We start from the raw sequence: 22,721 nt of genomic DNA, 5'->3' as shown, positions 1-22,721 counted from the left end.
ATTCTCCTTCTAGAGTACAAATCTCTTTTTCATTTTAAACACCATTCACTAATCATTCAGCTAGTAATCGTTGACTTAGCTATATTATACTACATAAGTCAAAAAAAGACTGCACGAATCACCCATTCATTACAGTCTTTTTAATCATATTTTTTATTGAATGACAAAACCTTTAGGCAAAATTTCCAGCTGGTGGCCTAGTTTTTCGCAATGATTTGCTAGTACTACAGAATCACTATCTACAAGATAATTTTCTGCTGATTGGTTAAAAATAGCTTGGACTTTTTGTCCATCATAATTCCATGTTAAAGATACCACATCCGGCTTGATTTCTTTTAGGTTGTAGGTTCCATGTTGGATAATGTCTGAAACACTCTTGCGAAGCTGAATCAATTTCTTCATGAAATTAAGCATGTCATTGCTGTCAGAAACATGATCCCAAGGCATCACACGACGACAATCTGGGTCTGGTCCTCCATCTAACTCTAACTCGGTTCCATAGTAGAAACACGGCGTCCCCCTCTGCAAAAAGAGGCAGGCAAGGGCAGACTTAACAAGTTGTGTATCACCTTTGGCCGTAGCCAAAATGCGCTCCGTATCGTGAGAATCCAGAAGATTGAACATCACTTCCGAAATCTGCTGTCTATAGTACATAGACTGACCATTGATCTCATCGATAAATTGACTGGTCTTCTTAACCCCGCGCAAGAAATAATCCTTGATACTGTCAGAGAGAGGATAGTTCATGACTGCGTGGAATTCATCGCCATTTAGCCAAGGCTGAGACGTGTGCCAGACTTCTCCAAGAATATAAAGGTCAGGCTTTTTAGCCAAGACAGCCTTGCGGAAATCTCTCCAAAATTGGTGGTCCACCTCATTTGCCACATCCAAGCGCCAAGCATCGATATCAAACTCTTCAATCCAGTAGGTCGCAACGCTCAACAAATAGTCTCTCACTTGAGGATTTGCCGTATTGAGCTTAGGCATATAGCTCTCAAAGGCAAAGGTATGGTAGGATAATTCTCTTTTATTAACGAGATTTTCTTTAACGACTGGAAAGTCTTGAATATGGAACCAGTCTTTATAAACAGAATTTTCACCGTATTTGAGAATATCCTGCCACTGTGGAGCTTGGTCTCCGATATGGTTGAAAACAGCGTCCAGCATGATTTTCATGCCTCTCTGATGGGCTTGATCTACCAATTTACGGAAGGTTTCCTTGTCTCCAAAATGACGGTCGATTTCGAAATAGTCCGTCGTATTGTACTTGTGATTGCTTGGGGATTCAAAAATCGGACAGAGATAAAGACCTGTAATACCTAAGTCTTGCAAGTAATCCAGATGGTCAATAATCCCCTGTAAATCCCCACCAAAGAAATCGCTCGTCTTTGGTTTGATAGAGGAATCCCAAGCTAGCACCCCTTCTGGAGAAATCACAGGATTCCCATTAGCAAAGCGTTCTGGGAAAATCTGGTACCATACCGTATCTGCTACCCAGTCAGGAACATGGCAAGCATCAATCTCATGGATATAAGGAATTTTAAATCCATTTCCTTCATAATGAAGATTTTCTAGCGTGTTTTCAACACAACCCTTATCGCCATATAAGATCATCTGACCTTGCTTATCCTTGAGTTCAAAGAGATACTGGAGTCGTGCATAGCCAACTGTAATCTCCACTTGCCAGTAATCAAACAAAGCATCAGAAGTTACTTTACTCATCTCCTTACTATCTTCATAACGGTCCTCTATAAAAATAAAAGGATCTCCATAATGCAAGTTGATACTTGCGATATCTCCTCTTTTCGTTCGAATGCGAATGTGCATTGTCTTATCTTTATAAAGATAAGCATACTCCGACTCTGGTCTGTGGTAAATGGCTGTTAATTCCATAACATTTTCTCCTAAACTATCTGTAATCATTTCAACGCAAACGTTTTTATTGCTAGTGAATCTAGTATACTATTTTCGTATTTTATTTGCAAGGCTTGTCCGTAGTTTCAAGTGGTTTGTTTCTATAAATAAAAAAGCAGCCAGTCATACAACTTACTACTTTTCATATGATAATTTACAAATGTCTTTCCAGCCACTCAATTTTTTTAAAATCCTTATTGTTATTGTGATCATTTCGATAGGAGTCTTGGGAAGAAGCCTTGTAAATACTTAAATACTGTTCTAGATTTGGAACACGAAAAGTGATGTCATCTAGATGAATCAGCTCTATATCCGATTCCGAAACTCCTGCAAAATCAGGTAAAGAATCGATACTTCCAAACTCAACACTCAGGCCATCCTTTTGGAATTCATGCTCATGAATATCTATTAAGCCATAGCCTAAGTGTTTCATCACTTTCATTATCTTGTCCCAGTCATAAATTCTGAGATGATCAGGTGCTTCCCAACCTCTAGGGTCGCCAGGCACATGAATGTCAATGTCAGACGGCCCCCATTCTTCATTTGAACGGTATTCAAACCCCAAAGACCCCATGAGCGTCGGAGTGATTCCGACTTGGTTTAAATGAGAACAAATTGTTCGAAATTCATCAAATAGAGAATTCATTCCTCCTCCAATCGTTGATATAGAACTTAATTTCGTTGTAAATAATAAAGTAATTTTTACCTTCTACTCTTTCGGCTTTGAAAATACTTCTACTCGCTGAGCTAGGACTTTGATTTCTACAGGTAGGTTGTCCGATTTATCGCCGTCAACATCTGACTCCAATTCACTATCTGAAGAGATCTTAATATTACGCGCTCTGATATACTCGATATTATCATTGCCGACAACATCTCCTTTTAGTAAATCAGGAATGACAGATAATTTAGAGAATATAGAAGCATCTTTTAGAATCAAAATATTAGCATATCCGTCTTTGTTTTCTTCAAAGATTTTTTTGTCAGCGAAGTAATTTGTCAAGAGAACCAAAACATGACTAGCTTCACCGACATAATTTCCATTTTCTGTCTCAACCTTAATGTTAAAGACCTGATCTGTCATGACAGACTTCATGGTATTTACAGCATAGGCTAAAATACCGAATTTTGTCTTGTCCTCGATTTCAACATTGTGAATCGCCTCAGGCAGAGAACCGATACTAAAGATATAACCAAAATAGTTATCATTCGCTTTACCGATATCAATCTTGTTGGTTAAGTTAAAATCGAGTTCATCAATCGCGCCATCGATGTCTTGATTGATTTCCAAAAGTTTCGTAATGAGGTTACCCGTACCGCCAGGGATAATCCCTAACTTCGGAGTGTAGTCTCTCTCAGCAATACCTGAAATGACTTCATTGACAGTCCCGTCTCCACCAAACACAACCACTGCATCGTACTGCTCACGAGACGCTTCCTCAGCAAAATGTGTCGCATCTAGCGCTTTTTCAGTAATTTTGGTTTCCACATGCTCAAAATAATCCTTGGCCTTATTCTCCAGCTTAACCTTATAATCCAAAGCCTTTTCCCCACCAGAGGTAGGGTTAATAATTACCATTGCTTTTTTCATTGATTTTCTCCTTGAATTTTAAATAGAAATGTTAGAGTTGCTATATATTTCATTACATATAATGCTATTATATAATGAAAACTCAGAAAAAAGAACTTTGACGTACTGGGCATTAATGTATAATAGCTAGTTTAAAATTCAGATTATCAAAAGCAAGTCACTTCTATTTAACTATCTCGCCACACTCTTTTATTTTATCAGCATATTCAGTCAAAAGATTCTTTGAATAAATTTTTTCATTACTTGAATTTCTAACTTCTTTCCAAAGAATAGAAGCAACTTTTAACTTGTTTGAGTAGTTACAACTATTTTCGTCTGCACAGAAATCCTTTAAAAATTGGTTCCATTGACAAACCGAATGATCATACTTGGCATAATCTGAATTTCCATAATAAACTTTTAGCATATCTTGGATTGTAAAACTCAAATCATTTTCCCTTTTTACTTTTCTCCAAGCTGTCGCCATATCGGCAGTAAATTTAAATGGCGAAACATCTGTTAAAGTTGAGAAATATTCTCTAAAGTGTGCATTAAAGGAGAATCTACATTCAAGTAAGGGCGTATCTAAAGTAACGACTTCTACTTGTTTCTTCTTGCTTTTTATTGATGATTTTTTAATCAAATTCCCCTTAAAGTACTGCTCAATAATATCATTGAGTTCTTGTTTTGTACCTCTATATTCAAGCCCTAATGACTTGCATATCTGTGAAAGTTCATCACGATACCAATAGTATTTATTAAACTCATCAAAGGATGTGATTTTTTCAAACTCAGGTCTGCTCTCTATCAATATAATACCTCCTTAAAGTCAATTTAGGTTGTCATCTCAAAATAATGGAGTTTTAGTTTATTTATTTTGAGGATTAGCCACGTTTCACTAACAAACTTACACACTCAACATGAGGTAATATTCTGCTTTTATACTAATAAACAAAAGGCAATTAAAAACATTTTAAAATGATACTGTGGAACGAAAAGTTGTTCACTTTTTTCAAAAGAAACAACATTTATTCTATAATTTAAAATCTTTTTCCTTACTAATTCTATTACTAGCCAATATAGTATAAATTAAATAACCAATAAAAATGATAATAAAAATAACATTAATTTTTAACACAAAATAGAGATTTAACAAATTTGCGAACGCGTGAAATAATATACAGTACCCCACAGATTTCGTTTGGCGATAAAGAAGCCCTAAAACAAAACTTAAAAATAATGTATATATAAAAAATAAAATAAAAGGAAATCCTTGATGACTTTCTCCAACTATAAACCATAAAGGAAGATGCCAAATCCCCCAAATAGATCCTACAATCAAATTAGATTGCCAATATGTATATTTTTTATCAAGTAACTGTTGTAATATTCCTCTCCATCCTAGTTCTTCATGTCCACCACCGAAAAAAATTAATTGAATAAAGAATATTGGCATCAGATAAATTGATACTCCATTTAATTCTAAGGAAGATACAGAAAATAGTATCAAAATTGCTAACATATGAATAATGAAATAGATACTACTATTTTCTTTCTTATAAAATAAAAAATGTTTAAATTTTATATTATTGCTTTTCAAATAAAACACACTTGCAATAGCTGGTCCGAGTGCACCTATTATATGCAATATTCTCCCTATAAAAGTTTCTAATCCCAAAATTTCAGATTGTGTAAATATGGCAAGAAGACCCCAAGCTATATAAGTAACTCCAAATGTAAAATAAAGATAATTTTTTAAATTCTTTTTGTCAATTTCTGTCATTTTATCTTCCTTAGCTTGATTATTTTATGAATAATATTTTTTCTGCTTCTAAGTTGCACTCGATTTATAACTAACTATATTCTATCACAAAAATGCAAAAAAAGCCTTACAATCAAGGCTTTTCTTTATATAGTTCGTCAATACTTTAACTTCGTAGATTCAAATTCGCATGATTAAAATTAGTCAATTTTCTCTATAATGTTCCCAAATTTATCCAAGACAAGACAGGAATGATCATTTAGTGGAATTATGGGAACGTTAACGAGTTCTTCAGCTCTATCCTTATTAACTTTATCATTCCATGAATCATAATGGACACTAATTAAAAACTGATTAAAGAGTCCTAATCCATTTTTTATCTTTATCTGATGATCTGAATTATCATTAGGTGAGATATAGACTTTCTCTCCTAATAATAAGGCTCCTGCAGAAAATCCTATAACTTTCGCCCCTTTTTTCAGCATAAGCTCGATATAATTTTTGAACTCCTGATTGACATAAGTAGCTATATATTTTTCCGTATTTCCACCACCGATGATAATTAGATCAGCATCTAGATAGCTATCAAAATCAATCTGCTCAGTGTCCAAGAGTAAGTAATCAGTGTTTAGATTAGGAAATTGACTGAGATGAAATCTTATAGAATCCGTATTCGTTAAAGTACAGTCACTTGCAAATTCCTTACATCCTTTATTTTTTGCCCATTCCTCACATTTTGTACAGAGATTTTTAGCAATATCCTTTAAACGATATTCCTCGTCGACAATAATCCCTTCTAAGAATCCAACAGGACTATATTTACAACCTTCAACATAATCAAATCTGAGTGAACATAGTGATAGACCTACAATTGTGTCACCTTCAACTTTAGTAAAGATTGCAGTATTTTTGCCATTCGTATATTTTTTTACTTCATCAATAGCTTCTTTATCGGTCAATTGGGGCCATAATTGTTTCATTAGTTTAGCCGTTTTTATAGAATTTTTTGTTATTCCATCCATATTGATGTTCCTCCGCAAATTACAAGCAAATGTTTCGAATCATGCTATTACTTTGTTACTTATTGATTGATACCGATACCATCCCCTTCTACTTTTCGACTGTCTCAGATCTGAAGATCAGAGCCACGCACTCAGCGGTTCGGACTTACCGTATCATTTCGTCGGTTTCCCTCCTCATTCTACGAGTCCTATCCCATGGGCGGAGAGCATCTACTTCTACTTCGCTGATGCCTCAGCTCGTACAAGCAGTGATACGGCCTCAACATGATGCGTCTGTGGACTCAAAAGGTTTGGGAAACCTTTTGAGGATTAGTTGCGTTTTACTAACAAGCTTACACACTCGACGTGATGCGTTTGTGGAAACAAATCCACTGGCTGTACTTTCTTCAACTCATATCCTAACTCTCGATAGAGTTTGATATCACGCGCCATGGTTGCGACATTGCAGGAGATATAGGCAATACGGTCTGCTCCTGTTTGAGCGCTTGCTTTGATAAAGCTTTCGGTCAAGCCCTTGCGTGGTGGGTCGACCAGGATGGCTGTCGGTTGAATGCCTTCCTTAAGCCAATTTCTCATGGCATTTTCAGCTGTGTCACAGACATAGTGGGCATTTGTAATATTGTTTAATGCAGCATTCTTCTTGCTATTCTCGACTGCTTCTGAAATCACTTCAACACCGTAGACTTCTTTAACATGCTTGGCAACAGATAATCCAATCGTTCCAATCCCTGAATAGGCATCGATAACCACATCATCTGCTTTTAACTCCGCAAAGTCAATGGCTGTTTGATAGAGTTTCTCAGCCATTTGAGTATTGACCTGGTAGAAGGCTGGGCCAGCGATTTGGAAATCATTGCCCAACATCTGATCCGTAATATAGTCTTGATCATAAAGAGTCTTCCACTCCTTGCCGAAAATCGCATTGGTATTCTGGTCGTTGATATTTTGCATGACAGACACAATCTCTGGGAACTGCTTGATGATTTGTTCAATCAACTGCTCCACTCGGAAAACTTTAGGACGTATAGTCACTAAGATAACCATGATTTGTCCTGTATAGTGTCCACGTCGCACAACGAGGTTACGAATCAAGCCAGACTGTTCCTTTTCATCATAAGGTTTCAAATCATAACGACGGAGTAAGTCACGTAGGGCTACTACAACTTGGTCGATCACTGGATCCTGAATAAAGAAGTCTTCGAGAGGCATGAGATCATGCGAATTCTTACGGAAAAAGCCAGTTTCCAAGACGCCATTGATACGACGAACTGGCACCTGCGCCTTATTTCGATACTTGACAGGATTCTCCATACCTAGTGTTTCAGCGACCTCTACATTCGTAATGCCAGCAATCTTGTAGAGACTATCCTTGACTTGCTTGGCTTTAAACTTAAGCTGTTCTGGATAGGCAAGATGCCCCAAGTCAGCGATACCTGAACGTAGATAAGCTAGGTCAAGGTCTTGATTACGATGAGGAGAATGTGTAAGGTATTCTTCAACTTTCCCATAGCCAATCTTTTTATTGACTTTAAGGACCCGCATGAGGATTTTCTCAGTTGGTAAAGCATTCTCTACAAAGAAAACCAAACCTTCTATCTTAGCGACCCCTGCACCTTCATGGGTCAAATCAACAATTTCAACTTCTACAACATCATTTTTCTTTAACATATTTTTCACTTTCTATCGGCCGACAAAAAAAGACGGCAACATTTCTGCTACCATCTATTATATCATGAAATAACCTAAGCACCAAAACTCTTGAAGAAGTTGACAATAGCTTGCCATAGGGAGCTAAAAAAGTTGCCCCCGTCTTCTAGCGCTTTATTGGCATCAAAGTTGAGGTTGATATTTTTAAAACTATCTCCAGCTTGGGAAACGATGCTTTCCTTGAGGTCATTTAGAGTTTTAGTGAAATCAGCATTGTTCAAAATGTCACTCTTTGAGAGGTTGAGGGCAAAATTGATGATGATATTGACCTGGTTTCCTGTTATAACCTGATCAAGTTTGTAGTTTTTTAGGGTGTCTTCAACGATTTTGCGGACTTCTTCCTCTGTCAGACTTCCTTTGGCTTCTTTTGCCTTTGCGATTCCTGCCTTGATATCTGTCATAGCCGCATTGAGCTTATTGGCATCATAACCTGACTTGTCCTTGTTTTCAGCATTGATATCGGACAAGGCTTTTAGTTCTTCTTGGGCCAAGTCTTTATTGGCTTGCGGTACTTTAGCACCATTGGCCTCTAACGAGTAGTAAATCCCAGCTAGAGCACTCTCACCTGTAACTGGAATAGGAGCTGCAACTGTGATTTTAGCATGCTCCACACCTAGGGTCACTGCTGCATTTCGGTACATATCCTGCGTCACCTTGGTGATATTTTCAGGCGTTTCAATCTTGACCTCTAGAGGCGATTTGTCACCCAGCTTTTGAATCTTGGCCGACGAATAGAGTTGTAGACTAGCATCATTAGCCACATTCATAATTTTCGAATAGATATCAGGTGTCATGGTTTTGATATCTTTGGTATCTTTTGATGCGTCATAGCCAAGTTTGCTAAGAGTTTGATTTTTCTGGTCTTCGGATAGAGAAGAACCTAGGACATATTCAGGTTGTACATAGGTTTCATCGATTACTTTTTGAACATCGGTTGCTGCGTGGACACTCGTCATAGCTGTTGCTGCCCACAATACTGCAGCGCTTGTTAGAAAGAATTTCTTTCTCATAGGGTATTCCCTCCTTTACCTTTCTAGGGTAATAAATCAATCTTAAAGAAAACTTATAGTAAAAAACACCTGGTAAAACCAGATGTTTAAAAGAAATTAAAGAATTTCATAATATAAAGATTGAATCGAACCTGTCTAGAATAATAATAATTCCCACCATTTTCATAAAGTTCTGCTCCGTGGAAGATAGAAATCGGGTTGATATAGGTATAGGTTTTCCCAGTGGTATTTCCAAGAATGGGAGCGACGGTTTCACGAGAATATTGTTTGGCCAAGGCGAGAGTGTTTTCCTTGCCATTTTGAGCGATAAAATCGATATAAGCAGGACCAAAATTATAGGCTTGCACAGCTGTCCAGACATCAACGCCCTTTTCCTGAGCTAGGTAGAGATTATCAGTCAATGCCTGAATCCCCTGACGAATGCTCGTCACATTGTCATTGATAGTATTTGTAGTACCGCTAGCAGACTCACTAGATTGCATGACATCGCCTTCTTTTCCTTTCGTTTCGGTATAAATCATGGCGAGCACAAGCTCTTCATTGGCTGGAGTATCTCTTTCACTGAGGACTTCTCGAACCATGGGTTGGTAGGTCATGACTTGCTTCACATCTTGATGGATATGATAGACTTTATAGACAGCGAAAAGGAAGACTGCTAGCATTAGCACTCTTCGTAGTAATTTAAACATTATTTACTTTGAATATCCTCAATATTTTTGATTAAAATAGAATAGGTTCCATTGTCATTTTGGATGAACTCAACAGACTCTGCGTCTTGGTAAACATTATTGGGAACGATGAGTTCAATTCCATTTGACAAGGAAAGCTTTTGATTTTCAAATTTCTTGAGTTGACGACTGGCATCAATTTCATCAAACTGGACTGGTTCTGGTACAGCTTCCTTGACTTGGTCGATAAAGCTTAGACGAGCTGTCAGGTTGTTATCAAAAAGGTCGTTAGCTAATTTCTCGGGTGACAGTTCATTACTTTCTTCTAGATTATTGAAAATAGCGGATTTGACCTTGGATTGAAATTGAAAATCATCTGTGTTAAAAGTCTCAGCAATTCTCTGGGCTGTTTTTTCAAGTTCCTTGATGGATTTCTTGGGTGAAATCTTAGGGGCGACGGCTAGGAGATTTTCTGAAAAGTAGTTCAAAAAAGTCCCGTTGTACTTGATTCGTTTTTCGATGAGATGGTACTTGCGACTTTGAAGATTGACCACCAAGGCCTCGTCAGCCCCCGTTCCAAATCCAGGCAGGTTATTCTGAGTTAGCTTGATTGGGTTATCAACCTCTCCACCGAGGTGGGTTAAGTTTTCCCGCAGTGCAATTCGCAAGAAAGCGAAATGTTCTACGCCTTCTTTCGAAAATTGCACAAAAATCAGGTCATTGGTCTTGAGGTTTTCAGAAATGCTGAACTCCTCTTTCCAGAGATTAGCCAGTGTGACTGATGTCTCCAACAAATCATCCGTGACGTGATTGAAGAAGGGATTTTCTTCTTCGAAAATCCCAGTCTTGGCTTCATCTGAATACACATGTTCGATTTTTTTGCGCAGGTATTCTTCGATTTTTGGAGGGATATTGAGAAACTTATCCGCTAAGAACAACTCGGTATCATCTGGGCTGAACTGATGGATAATAGCTTTCTTAATATAAATGTCCATAAAAGTATTAGTCCTCGTATAGTGGGAAGGCATCTGTCAACGCTTTGACTTCGCTTCTCACTTCTTCTAAGACAGCTTCATTTTCTGCATTCTTAAGGGTTTTAATGATGAGTTCAGCCACTTTGCGACTTTCTTCTTCACCAAATCCACGTGCAGTGATGGCTGCAGAACCGATACGAATACCACTTGTCTTGAATGGTGACAAGGTTTCGTATGGAATTGAGTTTTTATTTAGGGTAATATTAACTTCATCCAGCAAGTTTTGAGCAACTTTTCCGTTTTCTACAACCTTAGTAACATCAACAAGGAAGAGGTGATTTTCAGTCCCACCAGAAATGATACGGAAATCAGGGTCTTGCAAAAAGACTTCAACCATAGCCTTACTATTTTTGATGACATTAGCAGCATATTCCTTGAAGGCTGGATCCAAAACCTCTTTGAAGGAAACAGCTTTAGCCGCAACAACATGCTCCAAAGGACCACCCTGAATACCTGGGAAAATAGCTGAATTGATCTTCTTAGCAAGTTCCTCATCATTGGTCAAAATCAAACCACCACGTGGTCCACGAAGGGTTTTGTGGGTCGTTGTTGTGGTGATATGAGCATATGGCACTGGGCTCGGGTGAAGACCAGCTGCCACCAAACCAGCGATATGGGCCATATCTACCATGAGCTTAGCACCAACAGCATCTGCAATTTCACGGAATTTTGAGAAGTCAATAATTTGAGAATAGGCTGAAGCACCTGCTACGATTAGTTTTGGTTTTACTTCTTGGGCTTGTTTCAAGATAGCATCAAAGTCCAAAAGTTCCGTTTCAGGATCCACACTATAAGAAACGAAGTTGTAGGTTTGACCAGAGAAGCTGACAGGAGCTCCGTGGGTCAAGTGACCACCTGCTGCCAAATCCATCCCCATTACGGTATCACCTGGCTCAATCAAAGCCATGTAAGCTGCACAGTTGGCTTGGCTTCCTGAGTGAGGTTGAACATTGGCAAATTTAGCACCAAAAATTTCTTTCGCGCGTTCAATAGCTAGAGTCTCTACTACGTCTACCACATTTGTTCCACCATAATAACGGCGTCCTGGGTAACCCTCGGCATATTTGTTGGTCAAGATAGACCCTTGAGCAGCCATTACAGCCTTGGAAACAACGTTTTCCGAAGCAATCAACTCAATGTTGTTTTGTTGGCGTTCTTCTTCTTTGGCAATAGCATTCCAGAGATCAGCATCGTATGCTTTAAAATCATCTTTGTCAAAAATCATAGGTCTTCTCCTTTATAGTGTGACTGGTCCTTTAGTTTGTTTTTACAAAATAAACTAAAAGATGCGAATAAACCGTTTTTGCACTTTATCACAAGTATAACCAACTTTTTCATAAAATGCATGAGCTCCCAGACGATGATCAGCAGAGTTTAAGCGGATAAACCCATAACCCCGTCTTTTTGCTTCTTGATCCAACCCTTGCAGTAAGCTTTTACCGATACCTTGCCCTTGTGCTTGAGGTGAAACCGCTAAGCCTAAGATGTTAAATCCTGCTTTGGAATAAAGAGATTCATAGACCTCAGCGTGGACATATCCAAGTAGGACATGGCTGGCTTCATCCTCATAGCCAAGTAGGAAATGATGTGAATCCTGAGACAGTCTAGCTAGTTGACTAGCTGTGTCCTCTGGACTAAAAGAATACTCCAAAGCCTCTTGGTTAATCTCACATATAGCATTCACATCTGTTTCTTGCAAATCTCTTAGCATCTCATTTCTCCTCAAAAGAAATCTCTGGAAACCGAGCAAGAATATCTTCACGCTTGATCGCCCCTTGGCGTAAGATTTTCACCTTGTCTCCAGACAGATCCAAAATAGTCGAATCCTGTCCAGTTAAAAAAGCATCGTCTTCCAGACCCAAAACATCTTGGTCAAAATCTTTCAGAATTTCCTGAAAGGTTACTCCACTTGCCTGACCTGAAATATTAGCAGACGGTCCAATCAAGGGACCTGTCTCTCGAATCAAATCCAGCGTAATGGGGTGATTCGGCATCCGAAATCCAACAGTTGCAAGACCAGAATTAACCCAATAGGGCACTCTATCATTGGCTTCGAGTATAATGGTCAGGGGACCTGGTAAAAAAGTCTCTACAAGTTTTTGTAGATAAGCTGGTTGATTCTTTGAAAAGTACAAGATGTCCTCTAGAGAGGCAACATTGAGATTAAGCGCCTTGTCTCTAGGACGACGTTTGAGCTGGTAAACATAGTCGACTGCTTTTTCGTCTAAGGCCTTAGCAAAAAGACCGTAAACTGTCTCTGTAGGCAGAACAACAGCTCCACCCTTTTCCAACTCTTGTCTAATCCTGTCCATCATCAGCTACAACCATCCTATCTTGACCAAATTGATCCTTGAGTGTTCGTACTCGTTTTTCAGGAAGATGTTTCCTAAAAAGCGCAGGAACACTTTGACCTTGCTTGTATCCAATTTCAAGGTAAATCTTACCACCATCTGTGAGATAGTCTTTTGCATCTTCCGCAATTCTGCGGTAAATAGCTAGGCCATCCTCATCTGCAAAGAGAGCTAGATGAGGTTCTGAATGCAAAACATTCAAACCGACCTCTGACTCATCTTCACGAGAGATATAGGGTGGATTGGATACAATTATATCATATTTTTCAGAAATTTCTGCAAAACAATCAGATTTTTTAAAAAATATCTGGAAATTCTGAACTTTAGCGTTTTCAGTTGCCAAATCTAGTGCATCCTGTGAAATATCAACTGCTGTCACTGACCAGTCTGGACGATTCTTTGCTAAAGCAAGGGCGATGGCACCACTTCCCGTGCCGATATCCAAGACCTTAAGATTTTCATCAGAATTTTCAGCCAGGATGAGCTCAACCAACTCCTCTGTCTCTGGACGAGGAATCAAAACCCGCTCATCTACTTTTAACTGCATTCCAAAAAATTCAGCATGACCGATAATATACTGGGCCGGTGTGTGGGCTGCTAACTGCTGGTAAATTTCTTCTATAAATAATTCTTCCTCTTTGGTTACTTCGGTTACTTCTTGCTGGAGGGCAAAGACGAAATCTGTAAAAGATAGATTTTTTAGGTTACGATAGACAAAAGAGAGGCTTTCTGCTTCCTCTCCTTGTCTTATCAACTCTTCTTCAAAATCTGAAAATAATTGAGCTAATTTCATTATTTGTTTAATTCTTCTAATTTTTGTGTTTGGTCATAGAGCACCAAGGCATCTACAACTTCATCCAATTTACCAGACAAAATGGTATCTAGTTTTTGGAGAGTCAAGCCGATACGGTGGTCTGTGACACGGTTTTGTGGGAAATTGTAAGTACGGATACGTTCTGAACGGTCACCAGTACCGATAGTAGACTTACGCTCAGCGTCTTGTTCATCCTGAGCAATCTGCGCAAAATGGTCAGCAACACGCGCGCGGATGATCTTCATGGCCTTCTCACGGTTTTTCTGCTGGGTACGTTCTTCCTGCATCTCAACCTTGATATTGGTCGGCAAGTGAACGATACGAACGGCAGTCGCAACCTTATTGACGTTCTGTCCACCAGCACCTGATGCGTGATAGATATCAACACGAAGATCTTTTGGATCAATATCATATTCTACTTCTTCTACTTCAGGCATAACAAGGACAGTCGCTGTAGAGGTATGAACACGACCTTGGCTTTCTGTCACAGGGACACGTTGCACACGATGGGCACCTGATTCATACTTAAGTTTAGAGTAAACGGATTGACCAGAGACCATAGCAACCACTTCTTTGAAACCACCAACACCATTCATTGAGGCTTCCATGATTTCAAAGCGCCAGCCTTGGGCTTCCGCATACTTTTGGTACATAGTTAGAAGGTCTCCGGCGAAAAGTGCCGCTTCGTCTCCACCAGCTGCTCCACGGATTTCAAGGATGATGTTCTTATCATCGTTTGGATCTTTTGGAAGGAGCAAAATTTTCAGTTTTTCTTCATACTCTTCTTTTTCAGACTTGGCATCTTTGAGTTCTTGCTTAGCCATTTCTTCCAAGTCCGCATCTCCGCCAGACTCTTTAATCATTTCCTCAGCATCAATGATATTCTGAAGGACCTGTTTGTATTCACGGTAGGCTGTTACCGTGTCACGAGTAGAAGCCTCTTCTTTTGAAAGCTCCATGAAACGTTTAGTATCTGAGACCACATCAGGGTCACTAAGCAACTCTCCTAATTCTTCATAACGGTCTTCTACAGCTTGTAGTTGATCATAGATGTTCATTTTTCTTCATTCTCCTTATTGATTTCAGGGGCAAAATAATGTTTACGGCAAACCGAGATATAGGTTTCATTGCCACCAATTTGAATTTGTTCGCCATCATAGACTGGCACACCATTGTGCGTACGTAACACCATAGTCGCCTTTTTCTTACAGTACTGACAGATGGTTTTAATCTCATCAATCTTATCTGCTAAAAGTAAGAGGTGTTTGGAACCTTCGAACAGTTCATTGCGAAAATCATTCTTCAAACCAAATGCCATGACAGGTATGTCTAACTCATCGACGACACGAGCTAGGTCATAAACATGATGACGCTTGAGAAACTGGGCCTCATCGACCAGCACACAGTATGGTTTTTCAGGTAAGTCTCGGATATAGCCGAAGATATCCGTCGTTTCCTCAATCGCAATGGCTGGGCGTTTCATGCCAATCCGACTAGATACATTGCCGACACCGTCACGCGTATCCAGAGCAGAAGTCATAATCACAACTCCCTTTCCTTGCTCCTCGTAGTTATAGGCCACCTTGAGAATCTCAATCGTCTTACCAGAGTTCATGGTCCCATAACGATAATACAACTGTGCCATGCTATTATTTCACGTCCATTTCTAAATTTTTGCTACATTCTAGTATATCATAATTTTCTGAAGCTTTAAACGGCAAAATGTGGTAAAATAGAAGAAATCAAAAACTAGTGGAGGAAGCTATTATGCCATTTGTACGCATCGATTTATTTGAAGGACGCACGCTCGAGCAAAAGAAAGTTCTTGCTAAGGAAGTAACGGAAGCTGTTGTTCGTAACACTGGAGCACCTCAATCTGCTGTCCATGTCATCATCAATGACATGCCTGAAGGAACTTACTTCCCTCAAGGAGAAATGCGCACCAAATAAACTAGCTTAAGCAGATTTGCTTAGGCTTTTTCAATCTCCAAGTAGCATCCATTGAAGAAATGGTCTAATTTTGTTACAATTTGAAGAGATGCTTGGATACCTATCCTAAGAAAAGAAATACAAAAGGAAATAGTATGATTACACGTGAATTTGATACCATTGCTGCTATCTCTACTCCACTAGGTGAAGGGGCTATTGGGATTGTCCGCCTGAGTGGAACTGACAGTTTTGCCATTGCGCAAAAGATTTTTAAAGGCAAGGATTTGAGTAAGGTTGCCAGCCATACTCTTAACTACGGTCACATCGTTGACCCTCAAACTGGTAAGGTCATGGACGAGGTTATGGTTGGGGCTATGAAGTCTCCAAAGACCTTTACTCGCGAGGATATTATCGAGATCAACACCCACGGTGGGATTGCAGTGACCAATGAAATTCTCCAGCTAGCTATCCGTGAAGGAGCTCGGTTGGCTGAGCCTGGTGAATTTACCAAACGTGCCTTTCTAAACGGTCGTGTGGACTTGACACAGGCTGAGGCAGTGATGGATATCATCCGTGCCAAGACTGACAAGGCTATGAATATTGCAGTCAAACAACTCGATGGTTCCCTTTCTGATCTTATCAATAATACTCGCCAAGAAATCCTCAATACACTTGCCCAAGTAGAGGTCAATATCGACTATCCTGAGTACGACGATGTTGAGGAAGCTACTACTGCAGTCGTCCGTGAGAAAACTAAGGAATTTGAACAACTCTTGACCAACCTCCTTAGAACAGCTCGTCGCGGTAAAATCCTTCGTGAGGGTATTTCAACAGCTATCATCGGACGCCCCAACGTTGGAAAATCCAGCCTTCTTAACAACCTCTTACATGAAGACAAGGCTATCGTAACCGATATCGCTGGTACGACACGCGATGTCATCGAAGAATACGTCAACATCAACGGTGTACCTCTCAAATTGATTGATACAGCTGGAATCCGTGAAACAGATGACATAGTCGAACAAATCGGTGTTGAGCGTTCGAAAAAAGCCCTCAAGGAAGCTGACTTGGTTCTATTAGTGCTAAATGCTAGCGAACCTCTGACTGCCCAAGACCGCCAACTCCTAGAAATCAGTCAGGACACTAATCGCATTATTCTACTTAATAAAACTGATCTTCCTGAAGCGATTGAAACTTCAGAACTCCCTGAAGATGTCATCCGTATTTCAGTCCTGAAAAATCAAAACATTGATAAGATCGAAGAACGTATTAACAGCCTCTTCTTTGAAAATGCTGGTTTGGTTGAGCAAGATGCCACTTACTTGTCTAACGCTCGTCATATTTCCTTGATTGAAAAGGCAGTCGAAAGTTTGCAAGCAGTTAACGAAGGACTAGAACTTGGCATGCCAGTTGATCTTCTTCAAGTAGATTTGACTCGTACTTGGGAAATTCTCGGAGAAATCACTGGGGATGCTGCTCCAGATGAACTCATCACCCAACTCTTTAGCCAATTCTGTTTAGGAAAATAAGAAATCCATGATCGTTCTTGCGGTCATGGATTTTATTATCTTTATTAGTAATCTGGTCTTAGGACACCTGTTACGGTTGCCTTAGTTGCTTCGTAGTCGCCATCTACAACAACTTTGATAATGCGTTTGGCATCTTCTTCAGGCGCTGGAACTAGAGGTAGACGAGTTGGACCCGCTTCAAATCCCATGTAGTTCAAAACGGCCTTGACAGGTGCAGGGCTTGGATAAGAGAAGAGGGCATTGACCTTAGGAATGAATTTCCGTTGAATTGCTGCAGCTTTTTTCATATCGCTTTCTGCAATTGCAGTGAACATTTCGTGCATTTCATCTCCATTTGTATGAGAAGCAACCGAAATAACCCCATCTGCACCGAGATTCATAGCATGGAAGGCATCGCCATCTTCACCTGTATAAATCAAAAACTCTTCTGGCTTGTGCTCAATCAAGTAAGCCATATTTGCCAAGCTGGTACATTCTTTAACACCGATAATATTAGGATGGTCAGCCAAACGAAGCATGGTTTCTGGAGTTAATTCCACTACTACACGACCTGGAATGTTATAGATGATAATGGGTAGGTCCGAAGCATCCGCAATCGCCTTAAAGTGCTGATACATCCCTTCTTGAGAAGGTTTATTGTAGTAAGGCACGATAGCAAGACCAGCAGCAAAACCACCAAAGTCTGCGACTTCTTTGACAAATTCGATAGAGTCACGTGTGTCATTGGTCCCTACACCCGCAATCAAAGGAACACGTCCATTGACAACCTTTTGCACAGCCGCAAACAATTCCAACTCTTCATCGTGGGTCAAGGTCGGACTCTCAGCAGTTGTTCCTGCGAGAAGAATTCCGTCTGTGTGATGGGACAACAAATGCTCAATCAAAGCAGGAATGGCATCAAAGTTGATGGAACCATCCTCATGGAAAGGGGTAATGAAGGCCGTGATGATTTTACACTCTTTTAAATCTTGGTAAGACATGTGAAACACCTCTCTATTTCAAAGAAGGAGTTCATTCGAACTCCTAAACCATTATTTCAATTCAAATTTCAGATCAGCTGTTGGACGGACCAAACCACGCTCATGAAGTGTTTCTGCGATTTGAACTGAGTTCCAAGCAGCACCTTTGAGGAGGTTATCTGAAACAACCCACATATGGATTCCTTTTTCAGCATCCAAGTCTTTACGGATACGACCAACAAAGGTATCACGTGAGCCAACAGCATTGATAGCTTGCGGATAGATTTGATGAGCTACATCATCCTCCAGAACTGCACCTGGAAAGGCTGCGATGGTTGCTTTCACTTCTTCAATTGGAGCCACTTCTTTTGTTTCGATATAAACAGACTCAGAGTGAGCTGACAAGACTGGAATACGAACACATGTTGCAGACACTGCGATGCTATCATCTTCCATGATTTTCTTCGTTTCCTTGGTCATCTTCATCTCTTCGTAAGTGTAATCATTGTCAGTGAAGACATCGATTTGTGGAAGAGCGTTAAAGGCGATAGGATAGTGTTTCTTGTCACCGCCTGAAGGCAAGATTTCCGCATGCAAATCACGTGGGGTCACACCATCATTCAATACTTGACGAAGTTCACGTTGTGTTTCAAGAATCGCTCCCATACCTGCACCTGAAACAGCCTGGTAAGTTGAAACGATGATACGGTCCAAGCCCCATTTTTGACGAACAGGCTCAAGCGCCACCATCATTTGGATTGTCGAACAGTTAGGGCAGGCAATGATTCCGTTGTGGTCATCAAGTGCGTGAGCATTGACTTCTGGAACAACCAAAGGAACATCTGGATTTTGACGGAAATAAGATGTGTTATCTACTACTACCGCTCCAGCTTGAACTGCGTATGGTGCATACTTAGCTGATGTCGAACCACCTGCTGAGAAGAGTGCAATATCAACGCCCTCAAAAGCTGTCTCAGTCGTTTCCTCAATCGTAATATCTTGGTCTTTAAATTTCAGAGTCTTGCCTGCTGAACGTGAAGAAGCAAGGTAACGAATTTTATCGATTGGAAGCGTTGATTCTTCCAACATTTTTATCATCTGAGCTCCGACAGCACCTGTCGCGCCGACTACAGCAACTGTATATCCCATAAATAACCTCTTTCGGAATTTTCTAAAAATTTCTATAATAGGAATATTATACTACTTTTTCAATGAATTGCAAAGCATTTTGAGGCTATATTTTCTGAAAATTAAAAATCCCTAGCCATTCGACTAGGGACTAAGAGGCATCTTCATGTGATGAGCAGGTTCACACAACTCATCAAGGTCCGCTCCTGCGTTATGACCTCCTTATGCTCAATAGTAGTCCGAAGACTACCTATCGACTCATCGCAACTACTATTCTACTAGATAGAGTCACTTTTGTCAACAGTCAAAACTCTTTGTCTACATTTATACAGGTAGATAAGAAAAACCTTGGTCTCCCAAGGTTATTTCGTCTCTATCATGCTAATTGCCGGGATTGAACCGGCGACCTCATCCTTACCATGGATGCGCTCTGCCAACTGAGCTAAATCAGCTTACCTAAAAAGTATACTATAGTTCTATGCTCTTGTCAAGCGCTCTCTTTTAATTTTATGGAATGAAAAAAGCTAGATTTAGCAAGAATCTAGCTTATAAACTCCTTATTTTGTTAGATCGATTCGCTGTCCCAGTTTATTGATCAAAATCGCACCTACGATAAGTGATGCAAACTCACCAATTCCAGTAGAAAACCATGTCAAGAAGAATGGAGCTTCTGCGACAATATAGAGTTCTGCTGCAATGGTAATCATTGAAATGGAGAACAGGATTGAAAAGAAGAAATGATCTTTTCGAATCAAACCATTGAACAGATAGTCTTTCTTGTACTTGCTAAATAGCCATACACCTAGACTAAGGAAAACTAGGGTAGAACCTCCACCAACAAAGACATCTATTAGACCAAAGCTAAAGAAATTAGCAATCATACAACCAATCGTCACACCGATGATGTATTTAGGGTTATAAAATGCCAAGAAATTCATCATCTCTGAAATACGGAACTGGTAGGCACCGTAGCTAATGGCATTAAGGGGTGGGGTAATAGTCAAAACCACATAGATAGCAGCGACAATAGCGATATCTGCCATGTCACGAACAGTTAATTTTTTCATGTTTTCTCCTTTAGCAGTTTCCCGCGTAAAATATGCTTGGTGAAAGAAGCTAAGCACCAAGGGTTGAGATTATCAACCTTACCAGTATAGCACAATAGCCAGCTTTATGCTATACTAAAATCATGAAAAATCAAATAAAAGCTTTCTTTGATAATGAAATCCTATCCTACCTATTTTTCGGTGGTGCTACTACTCTAGTATCTATCCTATCACGTTTGTTTATCTACCATATCAGTCACCAGGAAATCCTAGCAACCGCACTCGCAAATATTATCGCTATTCTCTTTGCTTTTATCACAAATGACACCATCGTCTTTAAACAAGAGAGAAGGAATTGGCCAACTCGCCTGGCTAAGTTTTTCTTAGCTCGTCTCTCAACACTTGGACTTGACGTCCTTTTAACTTATATCTTTGTTACATCTTATCCCGATATTATCGGGCAATTTGTCAATGATCAACTAGATCAGGTTAATACCATCGAAACGCTAATTGCGCAGGTTTTGATTATCATTCTTAACTATATTTTTAGTAAAGTATACGTTTTTTATAAATGAAATGGATATCATTAAGCATTAAGGTTGCAATATTTAGGTATTTCAGGTACAATTAAGATTAGTTTTTGAAAGGAAATTATGAAAATGTTAAAAGATCTTAAAGAATTTTTGCTTCGTGGCAATGTCGTTGACCTTGCTGTCGGTGTAATCATCGCCTCTGCTTTCGGTGCTATCGTTACTTCATTTGTTAATGATATCATCACTCCACTCCTATTGAACCCAGCCTTGGAAGCAGCGAAAGTACAAAATATCGCTGAGCTTGCATGGAATGGTGTTACATATGGTAAATTCTTGAGTGCTATTATCAACTTCCTTGTTGTAGGTACTGTTCTCTTCTTCGTTATTAAAGCTATGGAAAAAGCTCAAAGCCTTACTAAAAAAGAAGAAGCTGCTGAGGAAGCTCCTGCTGCTCCAACTGAACTTGAAGTTCTTCAAGAAATCAAAGCCCTTCTTGAGAAAAAATAAGACAGATAAAGGATCTAGCTTAAAGCTAAATCCTTTTTTCTTTACTCTTTTGGTAACTTACCAGCCTTTTCGAGCATTTTCTTAATCAAGTAAGGCATCTTCACATTTTCACGACCTTTTTTCTCAATCAGTTTTTTCACAAATTCTGGCATCTGAAGGTCATCTGTTTCTCCCATAATATCCTTAGTAGTGGCTGACGGAGCTAGCTCATCAAAGGTTTCTTCTTCTGGGAGAAATTCCTTAAATTCTTTTTGTTCATTGGCTCTTACAGTATCAACTAAAGCATCAATTAAACAGGAATCTGTGTTTGGCATAGGTGGTCGATGGTAGGTTACACCTAATTCTTGACATAATTCATAACATTCTACATCGTTATCAAAAAGAACTTCGATATGCTCACTGATAAAACTAATTGGTACAAAAATATAATGCTCTGGATGTTGTTTCTGTTCTCTCAAATACTCGAGTACATCTGGCTTGATCCAAGGGATTCCAATATCACTCTCGCTCTGCCAAGTATTGGTATACTGATCTGCTGTTAGACTAAGTTGCTCTGCTATCAACTTGCTATTATCAAAAATCTGATCGATATAAGGATCTCCAAAGTCCAAGGCAAAAATTGGAACACTATGGGCTGAGAAGATTACCTTAAAGGACTCTTCTCCCACATCGTTCCGTAAAATTTTGCTAATCTCATCTGTCCAGAAGTCCAGCAAAGATTGTTGCTGATACCAATCCTTAATGACTAAAAATCGAATTTGCTGGCTTTCCAGAAACTTTTCATACCCCATAACCGAGTAGAAGGAATAATGGGGTTCTAAAATCAAGCAAATACATTCTTCAACACCATCAGCCTCCATCTGCTTGATCACATCAGGGATAAAGGGCCGAGAAAATTTGTTGGCAAAGTAGATGCCATACTCTTCTCCTAAACGTTCCTTGACTAAATTGACCTCCTCACGTGTAATCCTCTGCAGGGGCGTACCACCTATACGAACATAATTGTCATAAAGAGTCTGAATCTCGTGATCCTTGGGTCTGATTCCACGACGAATATTGGTAAAAAAATCCGCTACACTCTCAAAGGTGATCTCTTCTGGCGAACCAAATGTCATCATTAAAATTGCTTTTTTCATTGATATGTCCTTGTGATGTTTTTTTCAATTACCATTCTACCATGAAATATATAATAAATAAACGCTTTCATTCATTTTATTTTTATTTACTTCTCTTTGTCT

General features: G+C 39.4%; 24 protein-coding genes, 1 tRNA gene, 1 pseudogene and 1 riboswitch. Of the genes and pseudogenes, 4 read left to right on the top strand and 22 right to left on the bottom strand.

Translation table 11 applies throughout. The features are described from left to right. Positions 1-153 precede the first annotated feature (153 nt). From M1F97_RS03075 to M1F97_RS02995, 17 genes and pseudogenes are all read right to left on the bottom strand, one after another. Positions 154-1,893 (bottom strand): glycoside hydrolase family 13 protein, encoded by a 1,740-nt coding sequence (locus M1F97_RS03075; RefSeq protein WP_247944151.1) that lies wholly within the window; start codon positions 1,891-1,893, stop codon positions 154-156. A 175-nt stretch (positions 1,894-2,068) separates the two neighbouring features. Then, positions 2,069-2,560, bottom strand: coding sequence for a phosphoribosylanthranilate isomerase (locus tag M1F97_RS03070; RefSeq protein ID WP_247944150.1), 492 nt, complete (start codon positions 2,558-2,560; stop codon positions 2,069-2,071). 63 nt (positions 2,561-2,623) lie between these two features. After that, complete coding sequence (locus tag M1F97_RS03065) at positions 2,624-3,505, bottom strand: diacylglycerol/lipid kinase family protein (RefSeq protein ID WP_247944149.1); 882 nt, start codon at positions 3,503-3,505, stop codon at positions 2,624-2,626. Between the two features lie 163 nt (positions 3,506-3,668). Then, positions 3,669-4,295, bottom strand: a complete 627-nt coding sequence (locus M1F97_RS03060) for an SAP domain-containing protein (protein WP_247944148.1) — start codon at positions 4,293-4,295, stop codon at positions 3,669-3,671. A 222-nt stretch (positions 4,296-4,517) separates the two neighbouring features. Next, positions 4,518-5,267, bottom strand: a complete 750-nt coding sequence (locus M1F97_RS03055) for a CPBP family intramembrane glutamic endopeptidase (RefSeq protein WP_247944147.1) — start codon at positions 5,265-5,267, stop codon at positions 4,518-4,520. A gap of 179 nt (positions 5,268-5,446) precedes the next feature. After that, positions 5,447-5,908, bottom strand: coding sequence for a Type 1 glutamine amidotransferase-like domain-containing protein (locus M1F97_RS03050; protein WP_247944320.1), 462 nt, complete (start codon positions 5,906-5,908; stop codon positions 5,447-5,449). Beyond that, positions 5,891-6,268 (bottom strand): annotated as a pseudogene (aac(6'), locus tag M1F97_RS03045) (aminoglycoside 6'-N-acetyltransferase); the annotation flags it as partial. The gene M1F97_RS03050 and the pseudogene aac(6'), both read right to left, overlap by 18 nt. 309 nt (positions 6,269-6,577) lie before the next feature. Next, positions 6,578-7,936 carry a 23S rRNA (uracil(1939)-C(5))-methyltransferase RlmD gene (gene rlmD, locus M1F97_RS03040; protein WP_247944146.1) on the bottom strand — a complete coding sequence of 453 codons (1,359 nt, stop codon included), beginning with the start codon at positions 7,934-7,936 and terminating at the stop codon, positions 6,578-6,580. A 74-nt stretch (positions 7,937-8,010) separates the two neighbouring features. Next, entirely contained in the window at positions 8,011-8,985 is a 975-nt protein-coding gene (locus tag M1F97_RS03035; RefSeq protein ID WP_247944145.1) for a DUF1002 domain-containing protein, read from the bottom strand. Between the two features lie 86 nt (positions 8,986-9,071). Further along, positions 9,072-9,674: a lysozyme family protein gene (locus tag M1F97_RS03030; RefSeq protein ID WP_084927270.1), complete on the bottom strand. Its 603-nt coding sequence runs from the start codon at positions 9,672-9,674 to the stop codon at positions 9,072-9,074. Next, on the bottom strand, positions 9,674-10,648 hold the full coding sequence (locus tag M1F97_RS03025) for a nucleoid-associated protein (RefSeq protein WP_247944144.1): 975 nt from the start codon (positions 10,646-10,648) through the stop codon (positions 9,674-9,676). Before M1F97_RS03025 ends, M1F97_RS03030 begins: the two co-directional genes overlap by 1 nt. 7 nt (positions 10,649-10,655) lie before the next feature. Continuing rightward, positions 10,656-11,912 (bottom strand): serine hydroxymethyltransferase, encoded by a 1,257-nt coding sequence (gene glyA / locus M1F97_RS03020; RefSeq protein WP_247944143.1) that lies wholly within the window; start codon positions 11,910-11,912, stop codon positions 10,656-10,658. Positions 11,913-11,966: 54 nt separating this feature from the next. After that, on the bottom strand, positions 11,967-12,398 hold the full coding sequence (locus tag M1F97_RS03015; RefSeq protein WP_247944142.1) for a GNAT family N-acetyltransferase: 432 nt from the start codon (positions 12,396-12,398) through the stop codon (positions 11,967-11,969). A 1-nt stretch (position 12,399) separates the two neighbouring features. Then, positions 12,400-13,002: an L-threonylcarbamoyladenylate synthase gene (locus M1F97_RS03010; protein ID WP_247944141.1), complete on the bottom strand. Its 603-nt coding sequence runs from the start codon at positions 13,000-13,002 to the stop codon at positions 12,400-12,402. Continuing rightward, positions 12,986-13,831 (bottom strand): peptide chain release factor N(5)-glutamine methyltransferase, encoded by an 846-nt coding sequence (gene prmC, locus M1F97_RS03005; protein WP_247944140.1) that lies wholly within the window; start codon positions 13,829-13,831, stop codon positions 12,986-12,988. Before prmC ends, M1F97_RS03010 begins: the two co-directional genes overlap by 17 nt. Continuing rightward, positions 13,831-14,910, bottom strand: coding sequence for a peptide chain release factor 1 (gene prfA / locus M1F97_RS03000; RefSeq protein ID WP_247944139.1), 1,080 nt, complete (start codon positions 14,908-14,910; stop codon positions 13,831-13,833). Before prfA ends, prmC begins: the two co-directional genes overlap by 1 nt. Continuing rightward, positions 14,907-15,497, bottom strand: a complete 591-nt coding sequence (locus tag M1F97_RS02995; RefSeq protein ID WP_247944138.1) for a thymidine kinase — start codon at positions 15,495-15,497, stop codon at positions 14,907-14,909. The genes prfA and M1F97_RS02995 overlap by 4 nt, the downstream gene beginning before the upstream one ends. A 122-nt stretch (positions 15,498-15,619) precedes the next feature. Here M1F97_RS02995 and M1F97_RS02990 point away from each other — a divergent pair, with 122 nt between their 5' ends. Then, positions 15,620-15,802 (top strand): 4-oxalocrotonate tautomerase, encoded by a 183-nt coding sequence (locus M1F97_RS02990; RefSeq protein ID WP_054363450.1) that lies wholly within the window; start codon positions 15,620-15,622, stop codon positions 15,800-15,802. Between the two features lie 134 nt (positions 15,803-15,936). Then, positions 15,937-17,310 (top strand): tRNA uridine-5-carboxymethylaminomethyl(34) synthesis GTPase MnmE, encoded by a 1,374-nt coding sequence (gene mnmE, locus M1F97_RS02985; protein WP_247944137.1) that lies wholly within the window; start codon positions 15,937-15,939, stop codon positions 17,308-17,310. A gap of 44 nt (positions 17,311-17,354) precedes the next feature. Here the strand turns inward: mnmE and dapA are convergent, their stop codons facing one another. The 4 genes from dapA to M1F97_RS02965 all read right to left on the bottom strand — a co-directional run bounded on the left by dapA (position 17,355) and on the right by M1F97_RS02965 (position 20,464). Further along, positions 17,355-18,290: a 4-hydroxy-tetrahydrodipicolinate synthase gene (gene dapA, locus M1F97_RS02980; protein ID WP_084948627.1), complete on the bottom strand. Its 936-nt coding sequence runs from the start codon at positions 18,288-18,290 to the stop codon at positions 17,355-17,357. 51 nt (positions 18,291-18,341) lie between these two features. Continuing rightward, positions 18,342-19,418, bottom strand: a complete 1,077-nt coding sequence (locus M1F97_RS02975) for an aspartate-semialdehyde dehydrogenase (RefSeq protein WP_084948629.1) — start codon at positions 19,416-19,418, stop codon at positions 18,342-18,344. Between the two features lie 358 nt (positions 19,419-19,776). Next, positions 19,777-19,849: transfer RNA gene (locus M1F97_RS02970), tRNA-Thr, on the bottom strand. 105 nt (positions 19,850-19,954) lie between these two features. Then, positions 19,955-20,464 (bottom strand): QueT transporter family protein, encoded by a 510-nt coding sequence (locus M1F97_RS02965; protein ID WP_084946049.1) that lies wholly within the window; start codon positions 20,462-20,464, stop codon positions 19,955-19,957. After that, a riboswitch (PreQ1 riboswitch) is annotated at positions 20,462-20,558 on the bottom strand. It overlaps the preceding gene by 3 nt. A gap of 28 nt (positions 20,559-20,586) precedes the next feature. Between M1F97_RS02965 and M1F97_RS02960 the strand changes: the two genes are divergently transcribed. After that, the gene (locus M1F97_RS02960; RefSeq protein ID WP_247944136.1) at positions 20,587-21,018 is read left to right on the top strand and encodes a GtrA family protein; all 432 of its coding nucleotides are present in this window, start codon (positions 20,587-20,589) and stop codon (positions 21,016-21,018) included. 84 nt (positions 21,019-21,102) lie between these two features. Further along, positions 21,103-21,483 carry a large conductance mechanosensitive channel protein MscL gene (gene mscL / locus M1F97_RS02955; RefSeq protein ID WP_153196912.1) on the top strand — a complete coding sequence of 127 codons (381 nt, stop codon included), beginning with the start codon at positions 21,103-21,105 and terminating at the stop codon, positions 21,481-21,483. Positions 21,484-21,524: 41 nt separating this feature from the next. On the opposite strand, the gene hemH is transcribed toward mscL, so the two are convergent. Continuing rightward, the gene (gene hemH, locus M1F97_RS02950) at positions 21,525-22,619 is read right to left on the bottom strand and encodes a ferrochelatase (RefSeq protein ID WP_247944135.1); all 1,095 of its coding nucleotides are present in this window, start codon (positions 22,617-22,619) and stop codon (positions 21,525-21,527) included. Positions 22,620-22,721 lie beyond the last annotated feature (102 nt).

It is taken from the genome of Streptococcus oralis (assembly GCF_023110435.1).
Classification (GTDB): Bacteria; Bacillota; Bacilli; order Lactobacillales; family Streptococcaceae; genus Streptococcus; species Streptococcus oralis_CF.
Note: the sequence above shows the minus strand (reverse complement) of the source record. Positions and strands in the feature narration are given on the sequence as shown.

Excerpts from the sequence above, each read along its gene's own strand:
- M1F97_RS03035 (WP_247944145.1), bottom strand. The coding sequence starts at position 8,985 with ATGAGAAAGAAATTCTTTCTAACAAGCGCTGCAGTATTGTGGGCAGCA.
- mscL (WP_153196912.1), top strand. The coding sequence starts at position 21,103 with ATGTTAAAAGATCTTAAAGAATTTTTGCTTCGTGGCAATGTCGTTGAC.
- prmC (WP_247944140.1), bottom strand. The coding sequence starts at position 13,831 with ATGAAATTAGCTCAATTATTTTCAGATTTTGAAGAAGAGTTGATAAGA.
- M1F97_RS02960 (WP_247944136.1), top strand. The coding sequence starts at position 20,587 with ATGAAAAATCAAATAAAAGCTTTCTTTGATAATGAAATCCTATCCTAC.
- M1F97_RS03030 (WP_084927270.1), bottom strand. The coding sequence starts at position 9,674 with ATGTTTAAATTACTACGAAGAGTGCTAATGCTAGCAGTCTTCCTTTTC.
- prfA (WP_247944139.1), bottom strand. The coding sequence starts at position 14,910 with ATGAACATCTATGATCAACTACAAGCTGTAGAAGACCGTTATGAAGAA.
- M1F97_RS02995 (WP_247944138.1), bottom strand. The coding sequence starts at position 15,497 with ATGGCACAGTTGTATTATCGTTATGGGACCATGAACTCTGGTAAGACG.
- glyA (WP_247944143.1), bottom strand. The coding sequence starts at position 11,912 with ATGATTTTTGACAAAGATGATTTTAAAGCATACGATGCTGATCTCTGG.
- M1F97_RS03075 (WP_247944151.1), bottom strand. The coding sequence starts at position 1,893 with ATGGAATTAACAGCCATTTACCACAGACCAGAGTCGGAGTATGCTTAT.
- M1F97_RS02975 (WP_084948629.1), bottom strand. The coding sequence starts at position 19,418 with ATGGGATATACAGTTGCTGTAGTCGGCGCGACAGGTGCTGTCGGAGCT.
- hemH (WP_247944135.1), bottom strand. The coding sequence starts at position 22,619 with ATGAAAAAAGCAATTTTAATGATGACATTTGGTTCGCCAGAAGAGATC.
- dapA (WP_084948627.1), bottom strand. The coding sequence starts at position 18,290 with ATGTCTTACCAAGATTTAAAAGAGTGTAAAATCATCACGGCCTTCATT.
- M1F97_RS03055 (WP_247944147.1), bottom strand. The coding sequence starts at position 5,267 with ATGACAGAAATTGACAAAAAGAATTTAAAAAATTATCTTTATTTTACA.
- M1F97_RS02965 (WP_084946049.1), bottom strand. The coding sequence starts at position 20,464 with ATGAAAAAATTAACTGTTCGTGACATGGCAGATATCGCTATTGTCGCT.
- M1F97_RS03070 (WP_247944150.1), bottom strand. The coding sequence starts at position 2,560 with ATGAATTCTCTATTTGATGAATTTCGAACAATTTGTTCTCATTTAAAC.
- M1F97_RS02990 (WP_054363450.1), top strand. The coding sequence starts at position 15,620 with ATGCCATTTGTACGCATCGATTTATTTGAAGGACGCACGCTCGAGCAA.
- mnmE (WP_247944137.1), top strand. The coding sequence starts at position 15,937 with ATGATTACACGTGAATTTGATACCATTGCTGCTATCTCTACTCCACTA.
- M1F97_RS03065 (WP_247944149.1), bottom strand. The coding sequence starts at position 3,505 with ATGAAAAAAGCAATGGTAATTATTAACCCTACCTCTGGTGGGGAAAAG.
- M1F97_RS03015 (WP_247944142.1), bottom strand. The coding sequence starts at position 12,398 with ATGCTAAGAGATTTGCAAGAAACAGATGTGAATGCTATATGTGAGATT.
- M1F97_RS03010 (WP_247944141.1), bottom strand. The coding sequence starts at position 13,002 with ATGATGGACAGGATTAGACAAGAGTTGGAAAAGGGTGGAGCTGTTGTT.
- rlmD (WP_247944146.1), bottom strand. The coding sequence starts at position 7,936 with ATGTTAAAGAAAAATGATGTTGTAGAAGTTGAAATTGTTGATTTGACC.
- M1F97_RS03025 (WP_247944144.1), bottom strand. The coding sequence starts at position 10,648 with ATGGACATTTATATTAAGAAAGCTATTATCCATCAGTTCAGCCCAGAT.